The organism is Micromonospora sp. CNZ295, from assembly GCF_004217535.1.
This window is the reverse complement of sequence record NZ_SHKZ01000001.1, coordinates 1,005,789-1,023,511: the sequence shown is the minus strand read 5'-3', so window position 1 is coordinate 1,023,511 and position 17,723 is coordinate 1,005,789. Positions and strand designations below refer to the sequence as shown.

The window sequence follows — 17,723 nt, the reverse complement described above, 5'->3', positions numbered from 1 at the left end:
AAGGATCTGGTCCGGGTTCGTGCTCGCGGGCGAGTTCGCGGGCACGTCCAGGAGGATTGGCGGATGGTCGCATCCGGAAGCGGTGAAGCGTGAGCGCCGGCCTGCTGCTGGCGCTGGCCGGTCTGGCGCTGGTGGACAGCACGAGCATCGGCACGCTGTTCATTCCGGTCTGGCTGCTGCTGACGCCCGGCCGGGTCAGCGTGCGGCGGATCCTGATCTACCTCGGTACGATCGCCGGCTTCTACCTCGGTGTGGGGCTGCTGCTGTTCTGGGGCGGCAGCCGGCTCGCCGACGTGCTCGACGGCACCCTGGACGCCCGGCCGGTGCTCTGGGGCCAGCTCGTCCTCGGAGTCGGCCTCTTCCTGCTCAGCTTCCGGTACGGCGGCAAGCGCCGGTCCGGCGGCGGTGCGATCCTGCGCTGGCGGGACCGGGCGACCGGCGGTGACGCGTCGGCGCGCTGGCTGGTCGGGCTGGCCCTGCTCGCCGCGCTCGCCGAGGTGGCCACCATGCTGCCGTATCTGGGTGCGCTCGGCCTGCTGGCGACCGCCGGGCTCGGCGCACCCGCCGTGGTGGCCGTGCTCGCCGCGTACTGCCTGGTGATGGTGCTGCCGGCGCTGCTCCTGCTCGCCGCGCGGGTCGCCCGGCCGACGCTGGTCGAGCCGCTGCTGGCCCGGCTCAGCGCCTGGATCACCAAGTCGTCGAGCGGCACGTTGGGCTGGATCCTCGCCATCGCCGGCTTCCTGCTGGCCCGTGACGCCGTCCTGCGCCTGGAGCTGTTCGGGTCGTACGTCGGCCCGTGAGGCCGCCGGCGCGGCCCGGCCCCGGCCTGGTCAGACGGTGACCCGCTCCGGGTGGGCGTACACGTTCATGGTGCGCCCGCGCAGGAAGCCGACCAGCGTGATCCCCGCCTCGGCGGCCAGGTCGGCGGCGAGGGTGCTCGGCGCGGAGACCGCGGCGAGCAGCGGCACGCCGGCCATCCACGCCTTCTGCGTCAGCTCGAAGCTGGCCCGACCGCTGACCAGCAGCACGTGCCCGGCCAGCGGCAACCGGCGCTCCCGGACCGCCCAGCCGACCACCTTGTCCACCGCGTTGTGCCGGCCCACGTCCTCGCGCAGCACCACCAGCTCGCCGGCCGCGGTGAACAACCCGGCCGCGTGCAGACCGCCGGTGCGGTCGAACGCCGGCTGCGCGGCCCGCAGCCGCCCGGGCAGGTCGGCGAGGACCGCCGCCGACACCCGCAGCGGGTCACCGGTCACGGTGAAGACCGACCGGGTGCGCACCGCGTCGATGCTCGCCTTGCCGCACACCCCGCAGGCGCTGGTGATGTGGAAGTTCCGCGTCGCGTCGGCGACCGGCGCCGGCACGCCGGGCGCGAGCACCACGTCCACCACGTTGTACGTGTTGGGCGTCTCCGCCCCGGCGCAGAGCTGCGCGGTGTGCACGTCGTCGGCCGACCGGATCAGCCCCTCGGTGAGCAGGAAACCGAGCGCCAGGTCCAGGTCGTCGCCCGGGGTTCGCATGGTGACGGTCAGGGGGCGCCGACGGGCGGGGCCGGCCGGGCCGACCCGGATCTCCAGTGGCTCCTCCACGGCCAGCGCGTCCCGGCGGCGGACCGGGGTCGGGCGCTCGCCGGCCGCGTCGAGGTCGATCCGCAGCACGCCGCGTCGGTCAGTCGCCCGTCCCATCCCGCCATCCTGCACCGCGCAGCCGGGGTGATCCACCTGATCCTCGATCGACTCCCGGCCGGCGGCCGGCCAGCGTCCGGGGCGGCGGGTTGCCGCGATGCCGGCGGCACGGCGTCGGTCAGGGCCGAGGGCCGCGGAGGCGGGCCGGCCGGGCGGCTACCGTGGGCCGGTGAGCGCATACGCGGCGGTGGTGCTGGCCGGCGGGGCCGCCCGGCGGATGGGCGGTGTGGACAAGCCCGCCCGGCCGGTCGGCGGCCGGCCGATGCGGGACCGGGTGCTCGCCGCGGTCGCCGACGCCGCCCCGCGGATCCTGGTCGGGCCGGCGACCACGGTGCCGGCCGGGGTGCTGGTGACCCGGGAGGAGCCGCCGGGTGGCGGGCCGGTCGCCGCCGCGGCCGCGGGCCTGGCGCTGCTGCCGGCCGACGCGTCAGTGGTCGCCCTGCTCGCCGGCGACCTGCCCCTGATCACCCGCGCCGCGGTCGGCGCCCTGCTGCGTCACCTCACCGACCCGCGACCGGCCGTCCCCCGGCCCCCCGCGGCCGGCGGCGCGGCGCTCCGGCCACCCGCCGGGCCGGCACAGCGGGTCGTCGACGGGGTCTGCTTCCTCGACGACGAGGGGAGGCGGCAGACGCTGTGCGGGGTGTGGCGGGTACCCGTGCTGCGGGCCGCGCTCGACCGGCTCGCCGCCGAGCGGTCCCTCGCCGGCGCGCCGCTGCGGGAGCTGCTGCGCGGGCTCGCCGTGCTGGAGGTTCCGTGGCACGGGGACGGCCCGCCGCCGTGGTTCGACTGCGACACTGACGAGGACGTACGCCGGGCGGAGGAGTGGACGGGATGACGGTGCTGGACGACTGGGTGACGGCGGCGTGTGCGGAGCTCGGCCTCGACCCCGCCCAGGTGCCGGTGCCGGCCGTGCTCGACCTGGCGAAGGACGTCGCCCACCAGGTGCTGCGCCCGGGCGCACCGGTGACCGCGTACCTCCTCGGGGTCGCGGTCGGCGGTGGTGCGGACCCGGCCGCGGCGGCGGCACGGTTGCGTGACCTGGCCGCGAACTGGCCGGTCGAACTGGGCGCCGAGGGGCCCGGCGACAACCCGGCCTGACCGCCGCGACGGCCGAGCCGACCGGGCCGGTGGCCCGCGCGACGGCCCCGGCCGGCAGCGGCCGTCACCAGCCCAGGTTCAACCGGCGGAGCCGGTCCGGGTCCGCGACCACGTCGATGGCGACGATCCGGCCCCCGGTGACGGTGAAGCCCATCACCGACAGCGGCCGGCCGTCCGCCACGACGACGGCGCCGGCGGTGCCGTTGACCAGCGCCGGCCGCGCGAACGGGGAGAGCCGGCCGAACGTGATCGCCTGAGCGGCCACCGTCCGGGCGCCGGTGAACACCGTCGTGTGGCGGGCCCGGGCCGCGCCGCCGTCGGAGCGCAGGACCACCTCCGGGTGGAGCACGGCCACCAGCGCGTCGAAGTCACCGTCGCGCGCCGCGGCGAAGAAGGCGTCGACGACGGCACGCTGCCTACCGAGGTCGGGATCGGGGGCCGGCGCCTGACCGCGGACCCGCCGCCGCGCCCGGCTGGCCAACTGCCGGGCGGCGGTCGGCGACCGCTCGATCATCGGACCGATCTCGTCGAAGGGCACGGCGAACATGTCGTGCAGGACGAAGGCGAGCCGCTCGGCGGGGGTGAGGGTGTCCAGCACCACCAGCAGCGCCAGCCCGACCGAGTCGGCGAGCACGGCCGCCCGTTCCGGGTGGGCCGAGTCGTCCTCGCTGCTGACGATCGGATCGGGAACGTGCACGTCGACCGGGTCCTCGGGGCGGGACCGGCGGGACCGCAGCAGGTTGAGGCAGACCCGCGCGACCACCGTGGTCAGCCACGCGTCCAGGTTCTCGACCGCGTCGGTGTCGGCGCGGCTGACCCGCAGCCAGGCCTCCTGCACCGCGTCGTCGGCCTCGCTCAGCGAGCCGAGCATGCGGTAGGCCACCCCGCGCAGCCGGCCCCGCTCCTGCTCGAAGCGCTCGGTCAGCCACTCCTGCGGCGGCATCGGCCCTCCCCCATTCCCGGAGTGTTGCATCATCAGCTGAAGGTGCCGAGACCGAGGGTGACGACCACCGGCGCCACGTAGATCAGCGGGTAGGGCACGTGCGAGTAGGCGCGGGCCCGCAGCACCGTGACGACCGCGCCGGTGAAGTACGCCACCAGGCCCGCCCCGGCCAGCAGCCCGATCACCGGTACGACCAGGCCGACCACCAGTCCCACCGCCCCGGCGGCCTTGGCCACGCCGAGCCACGGCCACCACGAGCGCGGCACGCCGTACTCGGCCAGGGGCTGCACGACCCACCGGGCCCGGAGGAAGACACAGACGGCGGAGAAGGCCACCAGGATGGCGGCGAGAACGGTGACGACGATCTGCGGGACGGACATCGTGCGCTCCTCGGTGACAGTTTCGGGTTCCTAACCTGCCGACACCCCCCGCGCGGGCGATGTGACAAGAGCGCTGTCCGATCCCGGTCGGCCCGATTCGCGTCCCGGGCCCCCTGGGTAGGGTGACCTTGACGGACGGAGGCGATCATGACGGCGGACCACCCCTCGACGCCGGCCGGCGGCCTGCCGGAGCACCACGAATCGATCCTGCTGGACGAGCCGACGACGGCTGACCTGCGGGCCAAGGTGACGCAGGCGTGGCGGGAGTTCGCCCGGGCGTTGGCCGATCGGCTGGGAACGCTGCCGGTCGGGGCGCACGTCGAGTTGACCCTCGACCCGACGGCTTCCGGTACCGGCGATGCCGTCTACTCGATCAGCATCGAGGTGCGGCCCGACGGGAAGCTCGCCGCACGGGCCGTCGGCAACGCGGGACTGCCACCGGGCTACCGGCTGGACCGGGCGGCCGTCGCGGACATGGTGGCGCTCGGCTGGTCACCGCCGGGCGTGGTCGAGGGTTCGGGCGAACAGTTCGGCCTGCACGGCGACGCGGCCGACGCGACGAAGCTTGCGGCCCTGTTCTCGCGTACACTGCGCGACGTCTACGGCGCCCCGCACCCCGCCTTCCTCGTCTACCTGATCCACGACGCCGAGGAGGAGCCGCTGGAGGGCGGCCCGCTCGGTACGGCCCGCAGCGAGTTCGGGGTCGACCGGGACGTCGAGGCCGACCTGGACGAGGCGCTCACCGCCGCGCCGGGCACCCAGGACGCGCTCGACCTGGCGGAGCGGGTCCGCACCGTCGTCTCCACCATGCTCAAGTCGGATTCCGACCGGCTCCAGGTCGACTCGGACGGGGACATCAACATCCGCGCCGGCTCCGCGATGGTCTTCGTCCGGGTACGCGACAACCCGCCGCTGGTCGACGTCTTCTCTCCGGTGCTGACCGAGGTCGAGCCGACGGAGCGGTTGTACGTGAAGCTGTCCGAACTGACCAACCGGATGCCGATCGGCCGCCTCTACTGCGCCGACGACACCGTCTGGGCGTCCATCCCGGTGTTCGGCCGCAACTTCCAGCCGACCCATCTCATGCTGGCGGTGCAGGTGATGACCGGCCTCGCCGACGAGCTGGACGACCGGCTGCACGGGGAGTTCGGCGGGAAGCGCTTCTTCGGTGAGGGCGACAAGCCGGTCAAGCGGGACGACGGTGAGCACCTCACCGGCATGTACCTCTGACGACCTGACGGTGGGTGAGGCCCGGAACCCCGAATGACCGGGCCCCACCCACCGGGGGAGGGAGAATCAGGTCGAGGGGAGCCAGGCGAGGCTCCGCGCGGTGGTCGGGTCGCTGGCCCCCAGGCCCGCGTCCGACACCGTCCACAGCGTGCCGCCGACCAGCAGCGACCGGGTGATGTGCGACGCGGGATGGGACACCCGACCCTGCTCCGTGATCGCGTCACCGGCGACCCGCAGCAGGCGTACGCCGTCGTCGACCGGAATGGCGAGCAGGCCGGTGCGCGGGTCGTACAGGAAGGCGTGCGGATCGTGCTCGGCGGCCGACCAGCCGTGCCGCCGGTGCCAGCGATCGAGGCGGGCCGGCCGGCCCGGGTCCCGGACGTCGAAGAGCGAGACCTGGACGCCCTGCACCCGTCCGTTCCGGTCGGCCTCCTGCCCGACGCCGAGCAGCCGGCCGTCGGCGAGCGGGTGCAGGTACGCCGAGTAGCCGGTGATCTTCAGCTCGCCGGTGACCCGGGGGGCGGTGTGGTCGGTCAGGTCGAGGGCGTAGAGCGGATCGGTCCGGCGGAACGTCACCACGTACGCCGTGCCGCCGAGGTAGCGCACCGACCAGATCCGCTCGCCCCGTCCCAGGCCGGTGACCGCACCCACCCGGACCAGCGCGTCGCCCTGCCGGCGCAACACGTGCACGCCCGACTCCGCGGTGCGCTCGTCGCGGCCGGTCGTGGTGGCCACCCGCAGGTGCCCCTCCCACTCCGACAGCGCGTACTGGTTGACCAGCCAGCCGGGCACCGAACCGGCGGCCACGTACCGCGGGCGGCCGGCGCCGCCGGTGTCGAACTGGTAGATGTCGGTGACCGACGCTCCGGTCGGGGGCAGCCACCGGCCGGGGGCTGGCGGGGCACCCAGGTGGCGTTCGCCGGCCAGGTAGAGGGCACTGCCGGTGCCGTAGACGGTGTTCGCGTCGGCGGCCACGCTGACCGGGTCGCCGTCGGCGAGCCGGTCGGCCGTGAGGTCGAAGCTGAGCACGGTCAGCACGGACGAGCCGGTGACGGTGGCCGGCCGGCTCAGCCGGTCGCAGCCGACCCGTCCGGTTCCCCGCTCCGTACCGGCCGTCCACTCGTACTCCGGCAACCACGCGTCGACGCCCGCGGCGGCGACGGCGGCCCGGTTGGCGGTGGTCCGCGTCGCCTCGTCCGCACCCGGCAGGTCCGGGAACGGCACCCGGGCCGCGGACCGCACCACCACCCGGGCGGTGCCGCCGGTCTGCCGGGCGTCGACGGTGGTGCCCCGGATGCGGTAGGTCCCGAGGATCCGGGGCGGGCCGGCGAGGTCGACCAGCACGAGCCGGCTGCCGGTGCGGTCGGGGGTCGGCCAGTCGGGGACGATCCCGGGCCGTTTCGGGGTGGGCGCGGGCCGGCCGATCACCACGTCCTCGGTGAGTACCAGGGCACGGTCGCCGTGCAGGAGGAGATCGTGCCGGGCCCAGCCGAACTCGGGTCGGTCGCCGGTGAGGTCGAGCTGGCCGGTCACCCGCCGGTTGGCGGGGTCGACGACCCGGAGCGTGCCACCGGTGACCGTGACGATGCGGCGCCCGTCGGTCTTGACCAGGTCGGGCTCGTCGACGCCGCGTTCCTGGACGTTGGTGGTGGAGTGCTCCGGCGCCGCGACGTCCGCACGCGCCGCGACGTCCGCACGCGCCGCGGCGGCGGGGCGCGCCGCCGCCTCCGCTGCGAAGCGGGCCGGCCAGCGGAGCGGGTCGTCGGCGAAGCCCCACGGGCCGACCTGTGCCGCGGCCGCGGTCCGTAGCTCGGCCAGCGCGTCGGCGCAGGAGTCGAAGGAGACCAACCGGAGCGGAGCGGCCGGTGCCGGCGCCGGCACCGGTGGTGCGGCCGGCAGCGCGGCGCTGCCCGCGAGCAGCGTGAGGGCGAGCAGCGTGCCCGTGAACACGGTCCGGCGTGCCGGTGTCATGCCCACTCCGACGCGCCCCGTCGCCCTCCGGTTCCGCGACTGGAAAGGCTCCTTCGCAACAACCCGCGCAGGCCGGACCGGAGTCGCCGACCCGGCTCAGCCGGACGACGGTCCGACGCCCGGCGACTCCACGAGCCGGGAGAGCACGATGGTGCTGCGGGTGGACGTCACGAAGGACTCGGCCCGCAGCCGCTCCAGCGCCGCCTCCAGGTGGGCGATGTCGGCGGCGCGCAGGTGGACGAGGGCGTCCGCCTCGCCGGACACGGTGTACGCGCCGACCACCTCGGGGTGCCGGCGGGCGGCCACGCCGATCTGCGCGGGCGTGGTCCGGCCGGCGCAGAACAACTCCACGAAGGCCTCGGTGGTCCACCCGACGGCGGCCGGGTCCACGACGGCCGTGAATCCCCGGATGACGCCGGTCGCCCGGAGCCGGTCGACCCGCCGCTTGACCGCCGGAGCGGAGAGTGACACCCGCTGGCCGATGTCGGCGTACGAGGCTCGGGCGTCGGCGACGAGCAGCGCAATGATTCGCTGGTCAACCGCATCTATCTGCAACGTTTCGCCTCCGGGAAGCAATGGTTGTGGCTGTTACCGACGTTCCACGATACCTACCCTTGGTCACCGTGGAGCAGCAGCGAGTGCCGCGAAAGCGGACATATCTCATGTGCTCGCCCGAGCACTTCGCGGTCGAGTACGCGATCAACCCGTGGATGGACGTCACCGCCGCGGTCGACGCGGAGCTGGCGGTCAAGCAGTGGGACCGACTGCGCGAGACCCTGGTGGGTCTCGGCCATGAGGTGTACCTGCTCGACCCGGAGCCGGGCCTGCCCGACATGGTGTACGCCGCCAACGGCGCGTTCGTCGTCGACGGCACGGTCTACGGCGCGCAGTTCAAGCACGAGCAGCGGACCGCCGAGGCGGCGGTCCACCGTGCCTTCTACGAGTCGCAGGGCTGGCGCTTCATCCCCCCGACCGTCACCAACGAGGGTGAGGGCGACTTCGCGTACCTGCCGGAGGCGCACGGCGGTCTCATCCTGGCCGGGTACGGGTTCCGGACCGATCCCGCCGCCCACGCCGAGGCTCAGGAGGCGCTGGGCCGGCCGGTGGTCTCGCTGCGACTGGTCGACCCGCGCTTCTACCACCTCGACGTGGCGCTCGCCTCGATCGACGACGGCAACATCGTCTACTACCCCGGCGCGTTCTCGACCGCCAGCCAGAAGGTCCTGGCCCAGCTCTTCCCGGACGCGGTCGTGGCCGATGACGCCGACGCGCTCGCGTTCGGCCTGAACCTGGTCAGCGACGGGCTGAACGTCGTCCTCAACAGCGAGGCGACCGGCCTCGCCGGCACGCTGACGGCGGCCGGCTACCAGCCGGTGCCGGTCGAGCTGGCCGAGCTGAAGAAGGGCGGCGGCAGCGTGAAGTGCTGCATCGCCGAGCTGCGCCACTAGGACGCGCCCGCGGCCTGGGCCGGTCTCCCGGAGGGGAGGCCGGCCCTTTGCCGCACCGGCGGCCGGCTCCGCTCAGCCCGGCCGGCTCCGCTCCCGGCCGGCTCCGCTCAGCCCGGCCGGTTGCGCGCAACCGCGGCTGCGCGCGGTCCCCGGCCGGCTGAGCTGGACTCGGCTCAGCCGAGCGTGGCCAGCTCGGTGATGAGCACGTTGGCCAGCACCTGACCGTCCAGCTGGACCTCGCGGAGGTACCACTTCTGCTGCGGCGTGCGCGGCTGGTTGAACTGCCACACCCCGCGCGGGCTGTCGATCTGGCCGACCTTGCCGAGGGCGAGGTTCACGTCCTGCGACGTGGGCGACGCGCCGGCGATCCGGATCGCCTGGTTGAGCACCTGCGCCGCGTCGTACGACGCCATGGCGTAGGTGGTCGGCGAGCTGCCGTGCGTCTTGCGGTAGGCCGAGGCGAAGAGCCGGTTGGCCGCGTTGTTGATGTCGGGGGAGTAGTTCAGGGCGGTCTGGATGCCCAGGACGTCCTTCTCGTCCTTGAAGCTCTCCAGCACGTTGCCCTCGGTGAGGAAGCCCGGGGCGTAGATCGGCCCCGTGTAGTCCGCCTCCCGCAGCTGCTTGATGAACTCGACCGCCGCCGCGCCGGTGAAGAAACAGAAGACCCCGTCCGGCCGGCGGCTGAGCGCGTCCTGGATGTCGCCCCGGAAGGCGGTCTTGCCCGGGGTGCCGGTGAAGTTCTGCGTCCAGACGACCGGGTCCTTGATCCGCGGGTCGGATTCGCCGATCTCCTGCCGGAAGCCGCGCAGCACGTCCTGGGCGGCCGGGGTCTCCGGCATGATGATCGCCAGCCGGGTCGGCCCGCGGTCGGCCGGGTTCGCCGCCCGGCTGAGGCCCCGCAGGTAGCGGCCGAGGGCCCGGCCGGCCTCGTCGAGCACGTACGAGGTGCGCCAGATGTAGACGACGCTCTGGAGGCTGGTGGGCGAGGCGTTCGACCCGACCAGCGGCACCTGCGCCTGCTCCACCGTGTCCTTGATGCCGAGCATGACGGCCGAGCTGACCACGCCGGTGAGCGCCAGGACGCCCTGCTTGAGCAGCCCCTCGACGGCGGCCCGGCCGGTCTTCTCGGAGTCGCCCTCCTCGGCCGTGATCAGCTCGGTCGGATGCCCGCCGAGCTGCCCCTGGTTCAGTTCGAGGAAGAGCTGGAAGCCGTTGACGATCTCGGCGCCGATCTCTTTGAGGCTGCCGACCTGCGGCGCGATCAGGCCGATCTTGATCGGGTTCAGCGCCGGGGACTCGGCTCCGCTGTCGTCGCCGCATCCGGCCACGAGTCCGGTCGTACCGAGCGCGGCCAGCAGTTGTAGGGCCCGCCTGCGGTTCATCTGCGACACCGAGTTCCTTCCGAATGTGTTGCCGGGCGGGTTGCGCCCCTCCGGCGTTCTACCTGCTCCGCGACGCTCCGTCAATGCCTAATGATCTTCAACCGAGAGACCGCAACGCACTGGAAACCTTCGGCCAGGCCGCTGACCCCGGGTCGATGAGCGCGAAGTGCTCGCAAGCGGGCAGCTCAACGAGGCGTATGTCACCCCCGGCGGCTCGTCCGGCGGTCACGAAATCCCGGCTCATGGTTACCGGCACCTGCTGGTCGAGCGCGCCGTGGATGACTACCGTCCGTGTCGGGATCGGCACCAAGAAGCGCGGGTCGCAGGCCTCGTACCGCTCCGGCACGTCGGCTGGGCCGCCGCCGAGCAGCGCCGACACCGCGCCGGAATCCAGGTCCAGCCGGTACGCCTCGGCCAGGTCCGCCACCGGCGCCAGGGCGAGGACGCCACCGACCACGCCCGGCGCGGCCGCGGCGACGTACAGGGCCAGGTGCCCGCCGGCGGAGTGACCGACGAGGAGCGGGGCGTCGGGCGTCACCGTGCCGGGGAGCGCCTCGGCCGCGAGCCGGGGCAGCTCGGACACCCCGGCCAGGACGTCGGTCAGCGTCCCGGGCCAGCCGCCGCCGGCCTGCCCGGTCCGGCGGTACTCCAACTGCGCCACCGGGTGGCCCAGCTCGGCCAGCGCGGCCGCCAGCGGTCCGGTGTGCCGGCGGTCGTACTCGGCACGCCAGAAGCCGCCGTGCACCACGATCACCAGCCGGCGGGCCGGTCCGGTCCCGGCCGGCCGGCGCAGGTCCGCGATCTGGTCCGGGTGGTCGCCGTACGCGACGGTGATGTCCGGAGCCGGCGCGGGGCGGGTGAGCACGGCACGCGGATCGCTGGGCATGCCCGCGACGGTAGCGCGCCGTCCGTACCCGATCGCCGCCGGCCGCCGGCCCGGGGCGCATCAGGGGGTCCGGCTGGGTAAAGATGGATCCCATGACCGAAGCGCAGTCAGCTGGACAGAACGACGAGCCGGACCGGGATGGCACCGCCCGCACCGGCACCGTGGTGGTGGTCGGGCCCGACGGCCGGCCGGTCGGCACGGTGCAGACCGACGAGGGCCAGGGCGAGGACCCGGCGCGCCTGGTCGAGCAGCCGGCCAAGGTGATGCGGATCGGCAGCATGATCAAGCAGCTGCTGGAGGAGGTCAAGGCCGCGCCGCTGGACGACGCCAGCCGGTACCGCATGCGCGAGATCCACGAGCGGTCGATCGTCGAGCTCAAGGAGGGGCTCGCCCCCGAGCTGCGGGACGAGCTGGAGCGCATCTCGCTGCCCTTCACCGACGAGAAGGCACCCAGTGAGGCCGAGCTGCGGATCGCGCACGCGCAGCTCGTGGGCTGGCTGGAGGGGCTCTTCCACGGCATCCAGGCGGCCCTGGTCGCGCAGCAGATGGCCGCCCGGGTCCAGCTGGAGCAGATGCGCTCCGGCCGGCAGGCGCTGCCCAGCGGGCCCGGCGGCATGGTGCCGGGAATGCCCGGCATGGGCCAGCCCTCCGGCGGCGAGGGGCACAGCACCGGGCAGTATCTGTGAGCGGCTGAGCGGCCGGCTGTCGGGCCGGCCGCTCAGCCCGTCCCGAAGACCCGCTCCAGGTACGCGGCCACCCCGTCGGCGGTGTTCGCCTCGGTGACCTCGTCGGCGATCTCCAGGACGGCACGGTGCGCGTTGGCGACCGCGACGCCCCGACCCGCCCAGGTCAGCATCGGCACGTCGTTGGGCATGTCACCGAAGGCGACCACGTCGGCGGCGTCGATGCCGTGGCGCGAGCAGTACCAGGCCAGGCCGGCCGCCTTGGTGACACCCGCCGCGGAGATCTCGACCAGCCCGGAGTACGACGAGTGGGTCGCCTCGGCCAGTCCGGCCAGGGCCCCGGCGACCAGCGCGACGAAGGCGTCCGGGTCCTGTTCGCCGGCGCGGGCCAGCAGCTTCACCGCCGGGGCCGCGTGCAGCTCCTCGAGGCTCTCCACCGCCCGGATCGCGTCGTGGTCGGCGTCCCACCGCAGCGGGTAGTGCGGCTCGTGCCGCATCTCCCGGCTGTCGACGATCTCCACCGCGAAGCTCACCCCGGGCACCTCGGCACGGAGCCGCCGGGCCACCTCGGCGAGCAGTTCGGGTGCGAGCGGGTCGGCCCGCAGCACCTCGTCCGTCTCCGGGTCGTAGACGACGGCGCCGTTGGCGCAGATCGCCGGCAGCGGCTCGGTGAGCTGGTCGTACACCAGCTTGAGCCAACGGATGGGGCGGCCGGTGACGAGCACGACCGGCGTGCCCTGCGCGGAGATCCGGGCCAGGACCCCGGCCGTCCGCGGGCTCAGCGTCCGGTCGTCCCGGAGCAGCGTGCCGTCGATGTCGGTGGCGATCAGGCGGGGTGGCTCTCCCATCAGCGGGAGAGTAGCCGATCGAGATACACCGCCACCCCGTCGTCGTCGTTGCGCAGGGTGGTCTCGTCGGCGGCCGCGTGAACCGCCGGGTGGGCGTTGGCGACGGCCACCCGGGCCCAGCCGGCCCAGGCGAACATCGGCAGGTCGTTCGGCTGGTCGCCGAAGACCAGCACCTCGGCCGGGTCCACGCCGAGCCGTTCGGCGACCACGCTGAGCCCGGTCGCCTTGTCGACCCCCGGCGGGCAGATCTCGACGAAGCCCAGGCCGGCCTGGGTGAGCGTGGCGACGTGCGACGGGACGATCCGGCGGGCCACCTCGAGCAACTCGTCCACGTGGTGGTCGGCGGTGCGCGCGAACGCCTTGATCACGTCGCCGGAGAGGCACTCCGCACGGCTGCGCGGCTCGAACCGGTCCTGGTACGGCCAGCTCGGGTGGTAGTCCCCCCACAGGGGCGCGTCGTGGTCGTCGGACGCCTCCACCATCACGGTCAGCGGACCGACCTCCGCCTCCAGTTCGGCGAGGAGTTCGGCGAGGACGGCCCCGGACAGCCGCTCGTCACGCAGCACCAGCGGTCCGGCCGGGTCGCTCTGGTCGACCACCCGGCCGCCGCCGGCCATCACCAGGAAGTCGGCGGCGCGGATGTCGTTGCGGGTCAGTTCGGTCAGCCGGGGGCCGCGACCGGTCGCGCCGACCACCGGGATGCCGGCGGCCCGGACCCGGTCGAGCACCTCGTGGGTGTACGCGGAGACCGTCTCGTCGCTACGGACGAGCGTCCCGTCCAGATCGGTGGCGATCAGCTTGGGCAGGCCCGGGCGGGTCATCGTTCCTCCTTCGCCCGCCGCCGTCGCGGCCAGCCGTTCCGGTCGTGTGACCCGGCGTGACGGCGGGCCGCAACCGTACCTCGCGGAACCGGCCCCGACCATGGCGTTCAGGCGAATCCGGTGCCAACCGGAGGCGCCCGCCGGGTGACCCGGCGGCGGTGCCCGGGAGGGGCGAACGGCGGTCAGACCGGCGGTTCCGGGCGGGCGAACGGGATGGCGGGGCCGACGGTGAGGTCGGCCGGCGGAGGCAGCTCGTCGTCCGGATCGTCCCCGCGGGAGGGGCGTCGCCCCGGGGGCGGCACCGGCCCGCCGGCCTCCACCGGCACGGGTGCGGCGCCGGCCCGGGACAGCAGGAGGGCCGCCCCGAGGAACGCGCCGGCCAGGAAGGCGGTGACCATGCCCCGCCCGTACTCGATGTCGAAGCCGTTCTGGTCGCCGTAGTAGAGGGCACGCGCGTCGCTGTCGCCGATCGTGGCGGCGGCGGCGACGAGCACCGCGAGCAGGCCGGCCGCCAGGGCCAGGCCGGCGACGCGGGCGTTCGCCCGGGCAGCCCCGGCACCGCGCAGCGCGAGGGCCACGGCCACGGCCAGACCGAGCAGGCCGACGAGGTACGCCGCACCGAAGCCGCCCACGCTGGAGACGCCCTCCGGCAGGCGGAGCTGGTCCCCGTCCGGGCCGGCGCCGGGCAGGGTCAGCACCACCCACTCGCCGATCAGCGAGGCCAGCCCGGCCGCGGCCCCGAGGCCGGCGAGGGCGACCGGCAGGCGTCGGTCCTGGGCGAGATCGGCGAGGAAGCGCCGGCTGCGGCCGGGCGGCCGGGGATCGGCGCCGCCCCACTCCACGACGGCGGCATCGTCGGACCGGTCTTCCTGCCGGGGAATCGGGAGGTCCTGGGACATGTGGGCACCCTTCCGGATCGGCGCGCCTGAGCGGAATCATGACACAGGCGGCGGCCGGCGGGCCGAACCGCGAGCGCCGGGCTGCGCCGGTCGGTCGCCCCGGCGTCGGCTTTCGACTAGCGTCGGGTGCATGCCTATCCGTACCGCTTCCGCACGTTGGCAGGGCAATCTCACCGAGGGGTCCGGCACGGTCCGCACCGGCAAGGGTGGCCTGCAGGGGAACTACTCCTTCAAGTCGCGCTTCGAGGAGGGTGAGGGCACCAACCCGGAGGAGCTGATCGGCGCCGCGCACGCCGGCTGCTTCTCGATGGCCCTTTCCAAGCAGCTCGCCGACGCCGGCGCGTCCGGCGCCTCGGTGGAGACCACGGCCAAGGTGCACTTCGACAAGACCGACGCGGGCATGAGCGTCACCCGGATCGACCTGGAGACGGTGGGCCAGGCGCCCGGCCTGGACGAGGCGCAGTTCACCAAGCTCGCCGAGGCGGCCAAGGAGAACTGCCCGATCTCCCGCCTGCTCTCCCCGGGCGCCGAGATCACCCTGTCGGCCCGCCTCGCCGCCTGACCGCGCGCCCACGTACCGCGTCGCGCTTTCACGGAACGGAACGAGTGGTCGTTCCGGCACCGGATGCGGCCCCGTTCCGTGAAAGTGCGCGCGTTCCGTGCGGGGCCCTGTCCGGCTGCACGGGTGGGCAGAATGGGGGCCGTGGCGGTGGAGATGAGTCGGGAGCGGTTCGAGGAACTGGTCGGGGACGCGCTCGACGAGGTCCCGGAGGAACTGCTCGCCCTGATGAGCAACGTCGTCATCCTGGTCGAGGACGATCCGCCCCCCGGCGAGGATCTGCTCGGCCTCTACGAGGGGCACGCCCTGACCGACCGTGGCTGGGACTACGCGGGCGTGCTGCCGGACCGCATCCTGATCTACCGCAACCCGATCCTGCGCATCTGTGACACCGAGGACGACGTGGTGGACGAGGTCGCCATCACGGTGGTGCACGAGATCGCCCACCACTTCGGCATCGACGACGACCGCCTGCACGAGCTGGGCTGGGGCTGAGCGGCCGTCGCCCGGGTCGGCCGATGCCGCCCGTTGCGCTCCTCACCTACCGTCGGCCGCAAGGCACCGCGAACTGTAGGAGGCACGTCCATGCGCAGCGAGCTCTTCTCCTCGGAGAACCTGGAGAAGGAGTCCGCCCAGCCCGGTATGCGGCTGCAGAACTCCAAGATGCTCAAGATCGAACTCAACGGCGAGGCGATGGCCCGGGTCGGCTCGATGGTGGCCTACCAGGGGCACGTGCAGTTCCAGGCACTCGGCTCCGGCGGGCTCGGCAAGTTTCTCAAGCAGAAGCTGACCGGCGAGGGCGTCCCGCTGATGAAGGTCACCGGCCAGGGCGACGTCTTCCTGGCCGACTTCGCCAAGGACGTGCACATCATCGAGCTGGAGCCGGGTGACGCCCTCTCCATCAACGGCTCGAGCGTGCTCGCCTTCGACTCCACCCTCCAGTACGACATCCGGATGGTCGGCGGGGCCGGCATGGCCTCGTCGTCCGGGCTGTTCAACTGCGTCTTCACCGGCCACGGCCGGATCGCCGTGACGACCAAGGGCGCGCCGGTCGTCCTCAACGTGGACGCACCGACCTACGTCGACCCGCAGGCGGCGGTCTGCTGGTCGGCCAACCTGCAGACCGGCTACCACCGGGCGGAGCAGCTCGGCCTGGGCACGCTGCTCGGCCGGCGCACTGGCGAGGCCTTCACGATGAGCTTCGCCGGTCAGGGTTTCGTGGTCGTCCAGCCCTCCGAGGAGCCGCCCGTCATGGGCAGCGGCGCCCAGGAGCAGCAGCAGCAGGGCGGCCTCCTCGGCGGCCTGCTCAGTTGAGCCGCGGGCGCTCCGCCGACCCGCGGAGCGCCCGCTCAGCTCAACTCGCCGCGGCGCAGCCGGGCCAACCAGGCGGCGGCGTCGGCGTAGTCGGCGTCGGAGAGCCCCGCCGGCGCGGGCACCGGCCGGTCACCCGCCGCGGCGGTCCAGCGGTGCCGGGGGTACGACCCGAGGAATCGCACGTCCGCACAGACCCGGCGCAGCCCCTGCAGCGCCTCGCCCAGGCGGACGTCCGCCACGTGCCCCGTGCAGTCGAGGAAGAACACGTACCTGCCCAGCGCCTCGCCCGTCGGGCGGGACTCGATGCGGGTCATGTTGACCCCGCGCACGGCCAGCTCCATCAGCACCGACAGCAGCGCGCCCACCCGGTCGTGGGCGATGTAGACGGCCAGCGAGGTCACGTCGTCCCCGGTCGGCGGCGGGGGCGGCCCCGGCCGCGAGACCAGCGCGAACCGGGTCACCGCGTCCGGGTGGTCGGCGATCTTGTCGGCCAGCACCTCGAGCCGGTGCCGGGCCGCGCCGATCGGTGCGCAGATCGCCGCGTCGTACTCGCCGGCCGCGGCACCGGCCGCCGCGGCACCGTTGGAGAGCACGTCGATCACCACGGCGTCCGGCAGGTGCGCACGCAGCCAGCCCCGGCACTGGGTGGACGCCTGCGGGTGGGCGGCGACGCTGCGGACCGCGTCGAGCCGGGTGCCCGGGCGGGCACCCAGCACGAACTCCACCGGCAGGATCACCTCCCGCGTGATCACCAGCGGGTCGCCCTCGGCCAGCTCGTCCAGCGTCACCCCGACCGCGCCGCCGATCGAGTTCTCCAGCGGCACCAGCGCCGCGTCCGCCTCCCCGGCCCGTACGCCCTCCAGCGCCTCACCGACACTGCGGGCGGGCGTGCGGCTGGCCCGCTCGGCGGCGGGGATGGTGCGCAGCGCCTGCTCGGCGAAGGTGCCCTCGGGCCCGAGGTAGACGAAGCGGGTGGGCGGTGTTCCCGGCATGGCGCCCAGCCTACGCACCCGGCGCGGTGAGCGGGCCGGCGTCGCAGGCCAGGGTCCGGATGCCGACCGGGGCGGTGACCCGCACCTCCGCGGTGCAGACGTCGGTCCCGGCGGTGACCAGGCGCGGTGCCGCACCGGAGCCCCGAGTGACCACCTGGAGCGGCTCGTACCCGGTGACGTCGAGGACCGTGTAGTGCCAGTCGTCCGCGCAGAGCGGCCCGGTTCGTACCCGCACGCGGGCGTCGCGCGGCAGCACGGCACGCCCGCGCACCAGGTCGGTCACCCGCTGACCGGATGGGCCGGCCGGGCACGCCACGGCGACCAGGCCACCGGTGGGAGTCGGGAGTGGCAGGCCGGGCAGCCCGGTCGGCGTGGCGGTCGGCACGGCGGTCGGCGTGCCGGTCGGGGTGGGTGCGGCGGTCCGGGCGGCCCGGGTCGGCGTGGGGTTCCGCAGCTCCGGTGGGGTGCCGCAGCCCGTCGCGGATACCGCCACCAGCACCGCGACGGCGGTCAGCCGGTGTCGGCGGGTGGACGGACGGTCGGCGCGACGGCGGGACGGGATGGGCGGCACGGAGGATCCTCAG

The 17,723-nt window shown here is 74.2% G+C and carries 21 protein-coding genes; 9 read left to right on the top strand and 12 right to left on the bottom strand.

Annotated elements, in window-relative coordinates; translation table 11 throughout:
- Positions 1-89: 89 nt before the first annotated feature.
- The gene (locus EV376_RS04855) at positions 90-800 is read left to right on the top strand and encodes a GAP family protein (protein WP_130320950.1); all 711 of its coding nucleotides are present in this window, start codon (positions 90-92) and stop codon (positions 798-800) included.
- A gap of 30 nt (positions 801-830) precedes the next feature.
- On the opposite strand, the gene fdhD is transcribed toward EV376_RS04855, so the two are convergent.
- A complete protein-coding gene (gene fdhD / locus EV376_RS04850; RefSeq protein ID WP_130320949.1) occupies positions 831-1,685 on the bottom strand; it encodes a formate dehydrogenase accessory sulfurtransferase FdhD in 855 nt (284 codons plus the stop codon).
- Between the two features lie 169 nt (positions 1,686-1,854).
- On the opposite strand from fdhD, the gene mobA reads away from it, so the two are divergent.
- Entirely contained in the window at positions 1,855-2,520 is a 666-nt protein-coding gene (gene mobA / locus EV376_RS04845) for a molybdenum cofactor guanylyltransferase (protein ID WP_486482517.1), read from the top strand.
- On the top strand, positions 2,517-2,783 hold the full coding sequence (locus EV376_RS04840) for a DUF6457 domain-containing protein (protein ID WP_130320947.1): 267 nt from the start codon (positions 2,517-2,519) through the stop codon (positions 2,781-2,783). Before mobA ends, EV376_RS04840 begins: the two co-directional genes overlap by 4 nt.
- 64 nt (positions 2,784-2,847) lie before the next feature.
- On the opposite strand, the gene sigJ is transcribed toward EV376_RS04840, so the two are convergent.
- Entirely contained in the window at positions 2,848-3,726 is an 879-nt protein-coding gene (gene sigJ / locus EV376_RS04835; protein ID WP_130320946.1) for an RNA polymerase sigma factor SigJ, read from the bottom strand.
- Between the two features lie 32 nt (positions 3,727-3,758).
- The gene (locus EV376_RS04830; RefSeq protein WP_130320945.1) at positions 3,759-4,106 is read right to left on the bottom strand and encodes a DoxX family protein; all 348 of its coding nucleotides are present in this window, start codon (positions 4,104-4,106) and stop codon (positions 3,759-3,761) included.
- 147 nt (positions 4,107-4,253) lie between these two features.
- Here EV376_RS04830 and EV376_RS04825 point away from each other — a divergent pair, with 147 nt between their 5' ends.
- Complete coding sequence (locus tag EV376_RS04825) at positions 4,254-5,336, top strand: T3SS (YopN, CesT) and YbjN peptide-binding chaperone 1 (RefSeq protein ID WP_130320944.1); 1,083 nt, start codon at positions 4,254-4,256, stop codon at positions 5,334-5,336.
- Positions 5,337-5,402: 66 nt separating this feature from the next.
- On the opposite strand, the gene EV376_RS04820 is transcribed toward EV376_RS04825, so the two are convergent.
- Positions 5,403-7,307, bottom strand: a complete 1,905-nt coding sequence (locus tag EV376_RS04820) for a beta-propeller domain-containing protein (protein ID WP_130320943.1) — start codon at positions 7,305-7,307, stop codon at positions 5,403-5,405.
- Between the two features lie 96 nt (positions 7,308-7,403).
- Positions 7,404-7,862 carry an Lrp/AsnC family transcriptional regulator gene (locus EV376_RS04815; protein WP_130320942.1) on the bottom strand — a complete coding sequence of 153 codons (459 nt, stop codon included), beginning with the start codon at positions 7,860-7,862 and terminating at the stop codon, positions 7,404-7,406.
- A gap of 59 nt (positions 7,863-7,921) precedes the next feature.
- Between EV376_RS04815 and ddaH the strand changes: the two genes are divergently transcribed.
- A complete protein-coding gene (gene ddaH, locus EV376_RS04810) occupies positions 7,922-8,755 on the top strand; it encodes a dimethylargininase (protein WP_207228043.1) in 834 nt (277 codons plus the stop codon).
- Between the two features lie 173 nt (positions 8,756-8,928).
- Here ddaH and EV376_RS04805 read toward each other — a convergent pair whose 3' ends face one another.
- Positions 8,929-10,146, bottom strand: a complete 1,218-nt coding sequence (locus EV376_RS04805; RefSeq protein WP_130320941.1) for an ABC transporter substrate-binding protein — start codon at positions 10,144-10,146, stop codon at positions 8,929-8,931.
- Positions 10,147-10,234: 88 nt separating this feature from the next.
- Entirely contained in the window at positions 10,235-11,023 is a 789-nt protein-coding gene (locus tag EV376_RS04800; protein WP_130320940.1) for a prolyl oligopeptidase family serine peptidase, read from the bottom strand.
- Positions 11,024-11,106: 83 nt separating this feature from the next.
- On the opposite strand from EV376_RS04800, the gene EV376_RS04795 reads away from it, so the two are divergent.
- Entirely contained in the window at positions 11,107-11,709 is a 603-nt protein-coding gene (locus tag EV376_RS04795) for a bacterial proteasome activator family protein (protein ID WP_130320939.1), read from the top strand.
- A 32-nt stretch (positions 11,710-11,741) separates the two neighbouring features.
- Here the strand turns inward: EV376_RS04795 and EV376_RS04790 are convergent, their stop codons facing one another.
- From EV376_RS04790 to EV376_RS04780, 3 genes are all read right to left on the bottom strand, one after another.
- Entirely contained in the window at positions 11,742-12,554 is an 813-nt protein-coding gene (locus EV376_RS04790; RefSeq protein ID WP_130320938.1) for an HAD family hydrolase, read from the bottom strand.
- Complete coding sequence (locus EV376_RS04785; protein ID WP_130320937.1) at positions 12,554-13,375, bottom strand: HAD family hydrolase; 822 nt, start codon at positions 13,373-13,375, stop codon at positions 12,554-12,556. Before EV376_RS04785 ends, EV376_RS04790 begins: the two co-directional genes overlap by 1 nt.
- A 182-nt stretch (positions 13,376-13,557) precedes the next feature.
- Positions 13,558-14,274 carry a hypothetical protein gene (locus EV376_RS04780; protein ID WP_130320936.1) on the bottom strand — a complete coding sequence of 239 codons (717 nt, stop codon included), beginning with the start codon at positions 14,272-14,274 and terminating at the stop codon, positions 13,558-13,560.
- A 130-nt stretch (positions 14,275-14,404) separates the two neighbouring features.
- On the opposite strand from EV376_RS04780, the gene EV376_RS04775 reads away from it, so the two are divergent.
- The 3 genes from EV376_RS04775 (at position 14,405) to EV376_RS04765 (ending at position 16,147) form a co-directional block, all read left to right on the top strand.
- Complete coding sequence (locus EV376_RS04775) at positions 14,405-14,836, top strand: OsmC family protein (RefSeq protein ID WP_130320935.1); 432 nt, start codon at positions 14,405-14,407, stop codon at positions 14,834-14,836.
- Between the two features lie 147 nt (positions 14,837-14,983).
- Positions 14,984-15,328 (top strand): metallopeptidase family protein, encoded by a 345-nt coding sequence (locus EV376_RS04770; protein ID WP_207228505.1) that lies wholly within the window; start codon positions 14,984-14,986, stop codon positions 15,326-15,328.
- 90 nt (positions 15,329-15,418) lie between these two features.
- Positions 15,419-16,147, top strand: a complete 729-nt coding sequence (locus EV376_RS04765; RefSeq protein WP_130320934.1) for an AIM24 family protein — start codon at positions 15,419-15,421, stop codon at positions 16,145-16,147.
- 35 nt (positions 16,148-16,182) lie between these two features.
- Here the strand turns inward: EV376_RS04765 and pheA are convergent, their stop codons facing one another.
- Complete coding sequence (pheA, locus tag EV376_RS04760) at positions 16,183-17,139, bottom strand: prephenate dehydratase (protein WP_130320933.1); 957 nt, start codon at positions 17,137-17,139, stop codon at positions 16,183-16,185.
- Between the two features lie 10 nt (positions 17,140-17,149).
- The gene (locus tag EV376_RS04755) at positions 17,150-17,701 is read right to left on the bottom strand and encodes a hypothetical protein (protein WP_486482864.1); all 552 of its coding nucleotides are present in this window, start codon (positions 17,699-17,701) and stop codon (positions 17,150-17,152) included.
- Positions 17,702-17,723 lie beyond the last annotated feature (22 nt).

Bases quoted from the DNA above. Each gene is read 5' to 3' on its own strand.
- fdhD (WP_130320949.1), bottom strand. From the start codon at position 1,685: ATGGGACGGGCGACTGACCGACGCGGCGTGCTGCGGATCGACCTCGAC.
- EV376_RS04840 (WP_130320947.1), top strand. From the start codon at position 2,517: ATGACGGTGCTGGACGACTGGGTGACGGCGGCGTGTGCGGAGCTCGGC.
- sigJ (WP_130320946.1), bottom strand. From the start codon at position 3,726: ATGCCGCCGCAGGAGTGGCTGACCGAGCGCTTCGAGCAGGAGCGGGGC.
- EV376_RS04830 (WP_130320945.1), bottom strand. From the start codon at position 4,106: ATGTCCGTCCCGCAGATCGTCGTCACCGTTCTCGCCGCCATCCTGGTG.
- EV376_RS04825 (WP_130320944.1), top strand. From the start codon at position 4,254: ATGACGGCGGACCACCCCTCGACGCCGGCCGGCGGCCTGCCGGAGCAC.
- EV376_RS04820 (WP_130320943.1), bottom strand. From the start codon at position 7,307: ATGACACCGGCACGCCGGACCGTGTTCACGGGCACGCTGCTCGCCCTC.
- EV376_RS04800 (WP_130320940.1), bottom strand. From the start codon at position 11,023: ATGCCCAGCGATCCGCGTGCCGTGCTCACCCGCCCCGCGCCGGCTCCG.
- EV376_RS04795 (WP_130320939.1), top strand. From the start codon at position 11,107: ATGGATCCCATGACCGAAGCGCAGTCAGCTGGACAGAACGACGAGCCG.
- EV376_RS04790 (WP_130320938.1), bottom strand. From the start codon at position 12,554: ATGGGAGAGCCACCCCGCCTGATCGCCACCGACATCGACGGCACGCTG.
- EV376_RS04785 (WP_130320937.1), bottom strand. From the start codon at position 13,375: ATGACCCGCCCGGGCCTGCCCAAGCTGATCGCCACCGATCTGGACGGG.
- EV376_RS04780 (WP_130320936.1), bottom strand. From the start codon at position 14,274: ATGTCCCAGGACCTCCCGATTCCCCGGCAGGAAGACCGGTCCGACGAT.
- EV376_RS04775 (WP_130320935.1), top strand. From the start codon at position 14,405: ATGCCTATCCGTACCGCTTCCGCACGTTGGCAGGGCAATCTCACCGAG.
- EV376_RS04765 (WP_130320934.1), top strand. From the start codon at position 15,419: ATGCGCAGCGAGCTCTTCTCCTCGGAGAACCTGGAGAAGGAGTCCGCC.
- pheA (WP_130320933.1), bottom strand. From the start codon at position 17,139: ATGCCGGGAACACCGCCCACCCGCTTCGTCTACCTCGGGCCCGAGGGC.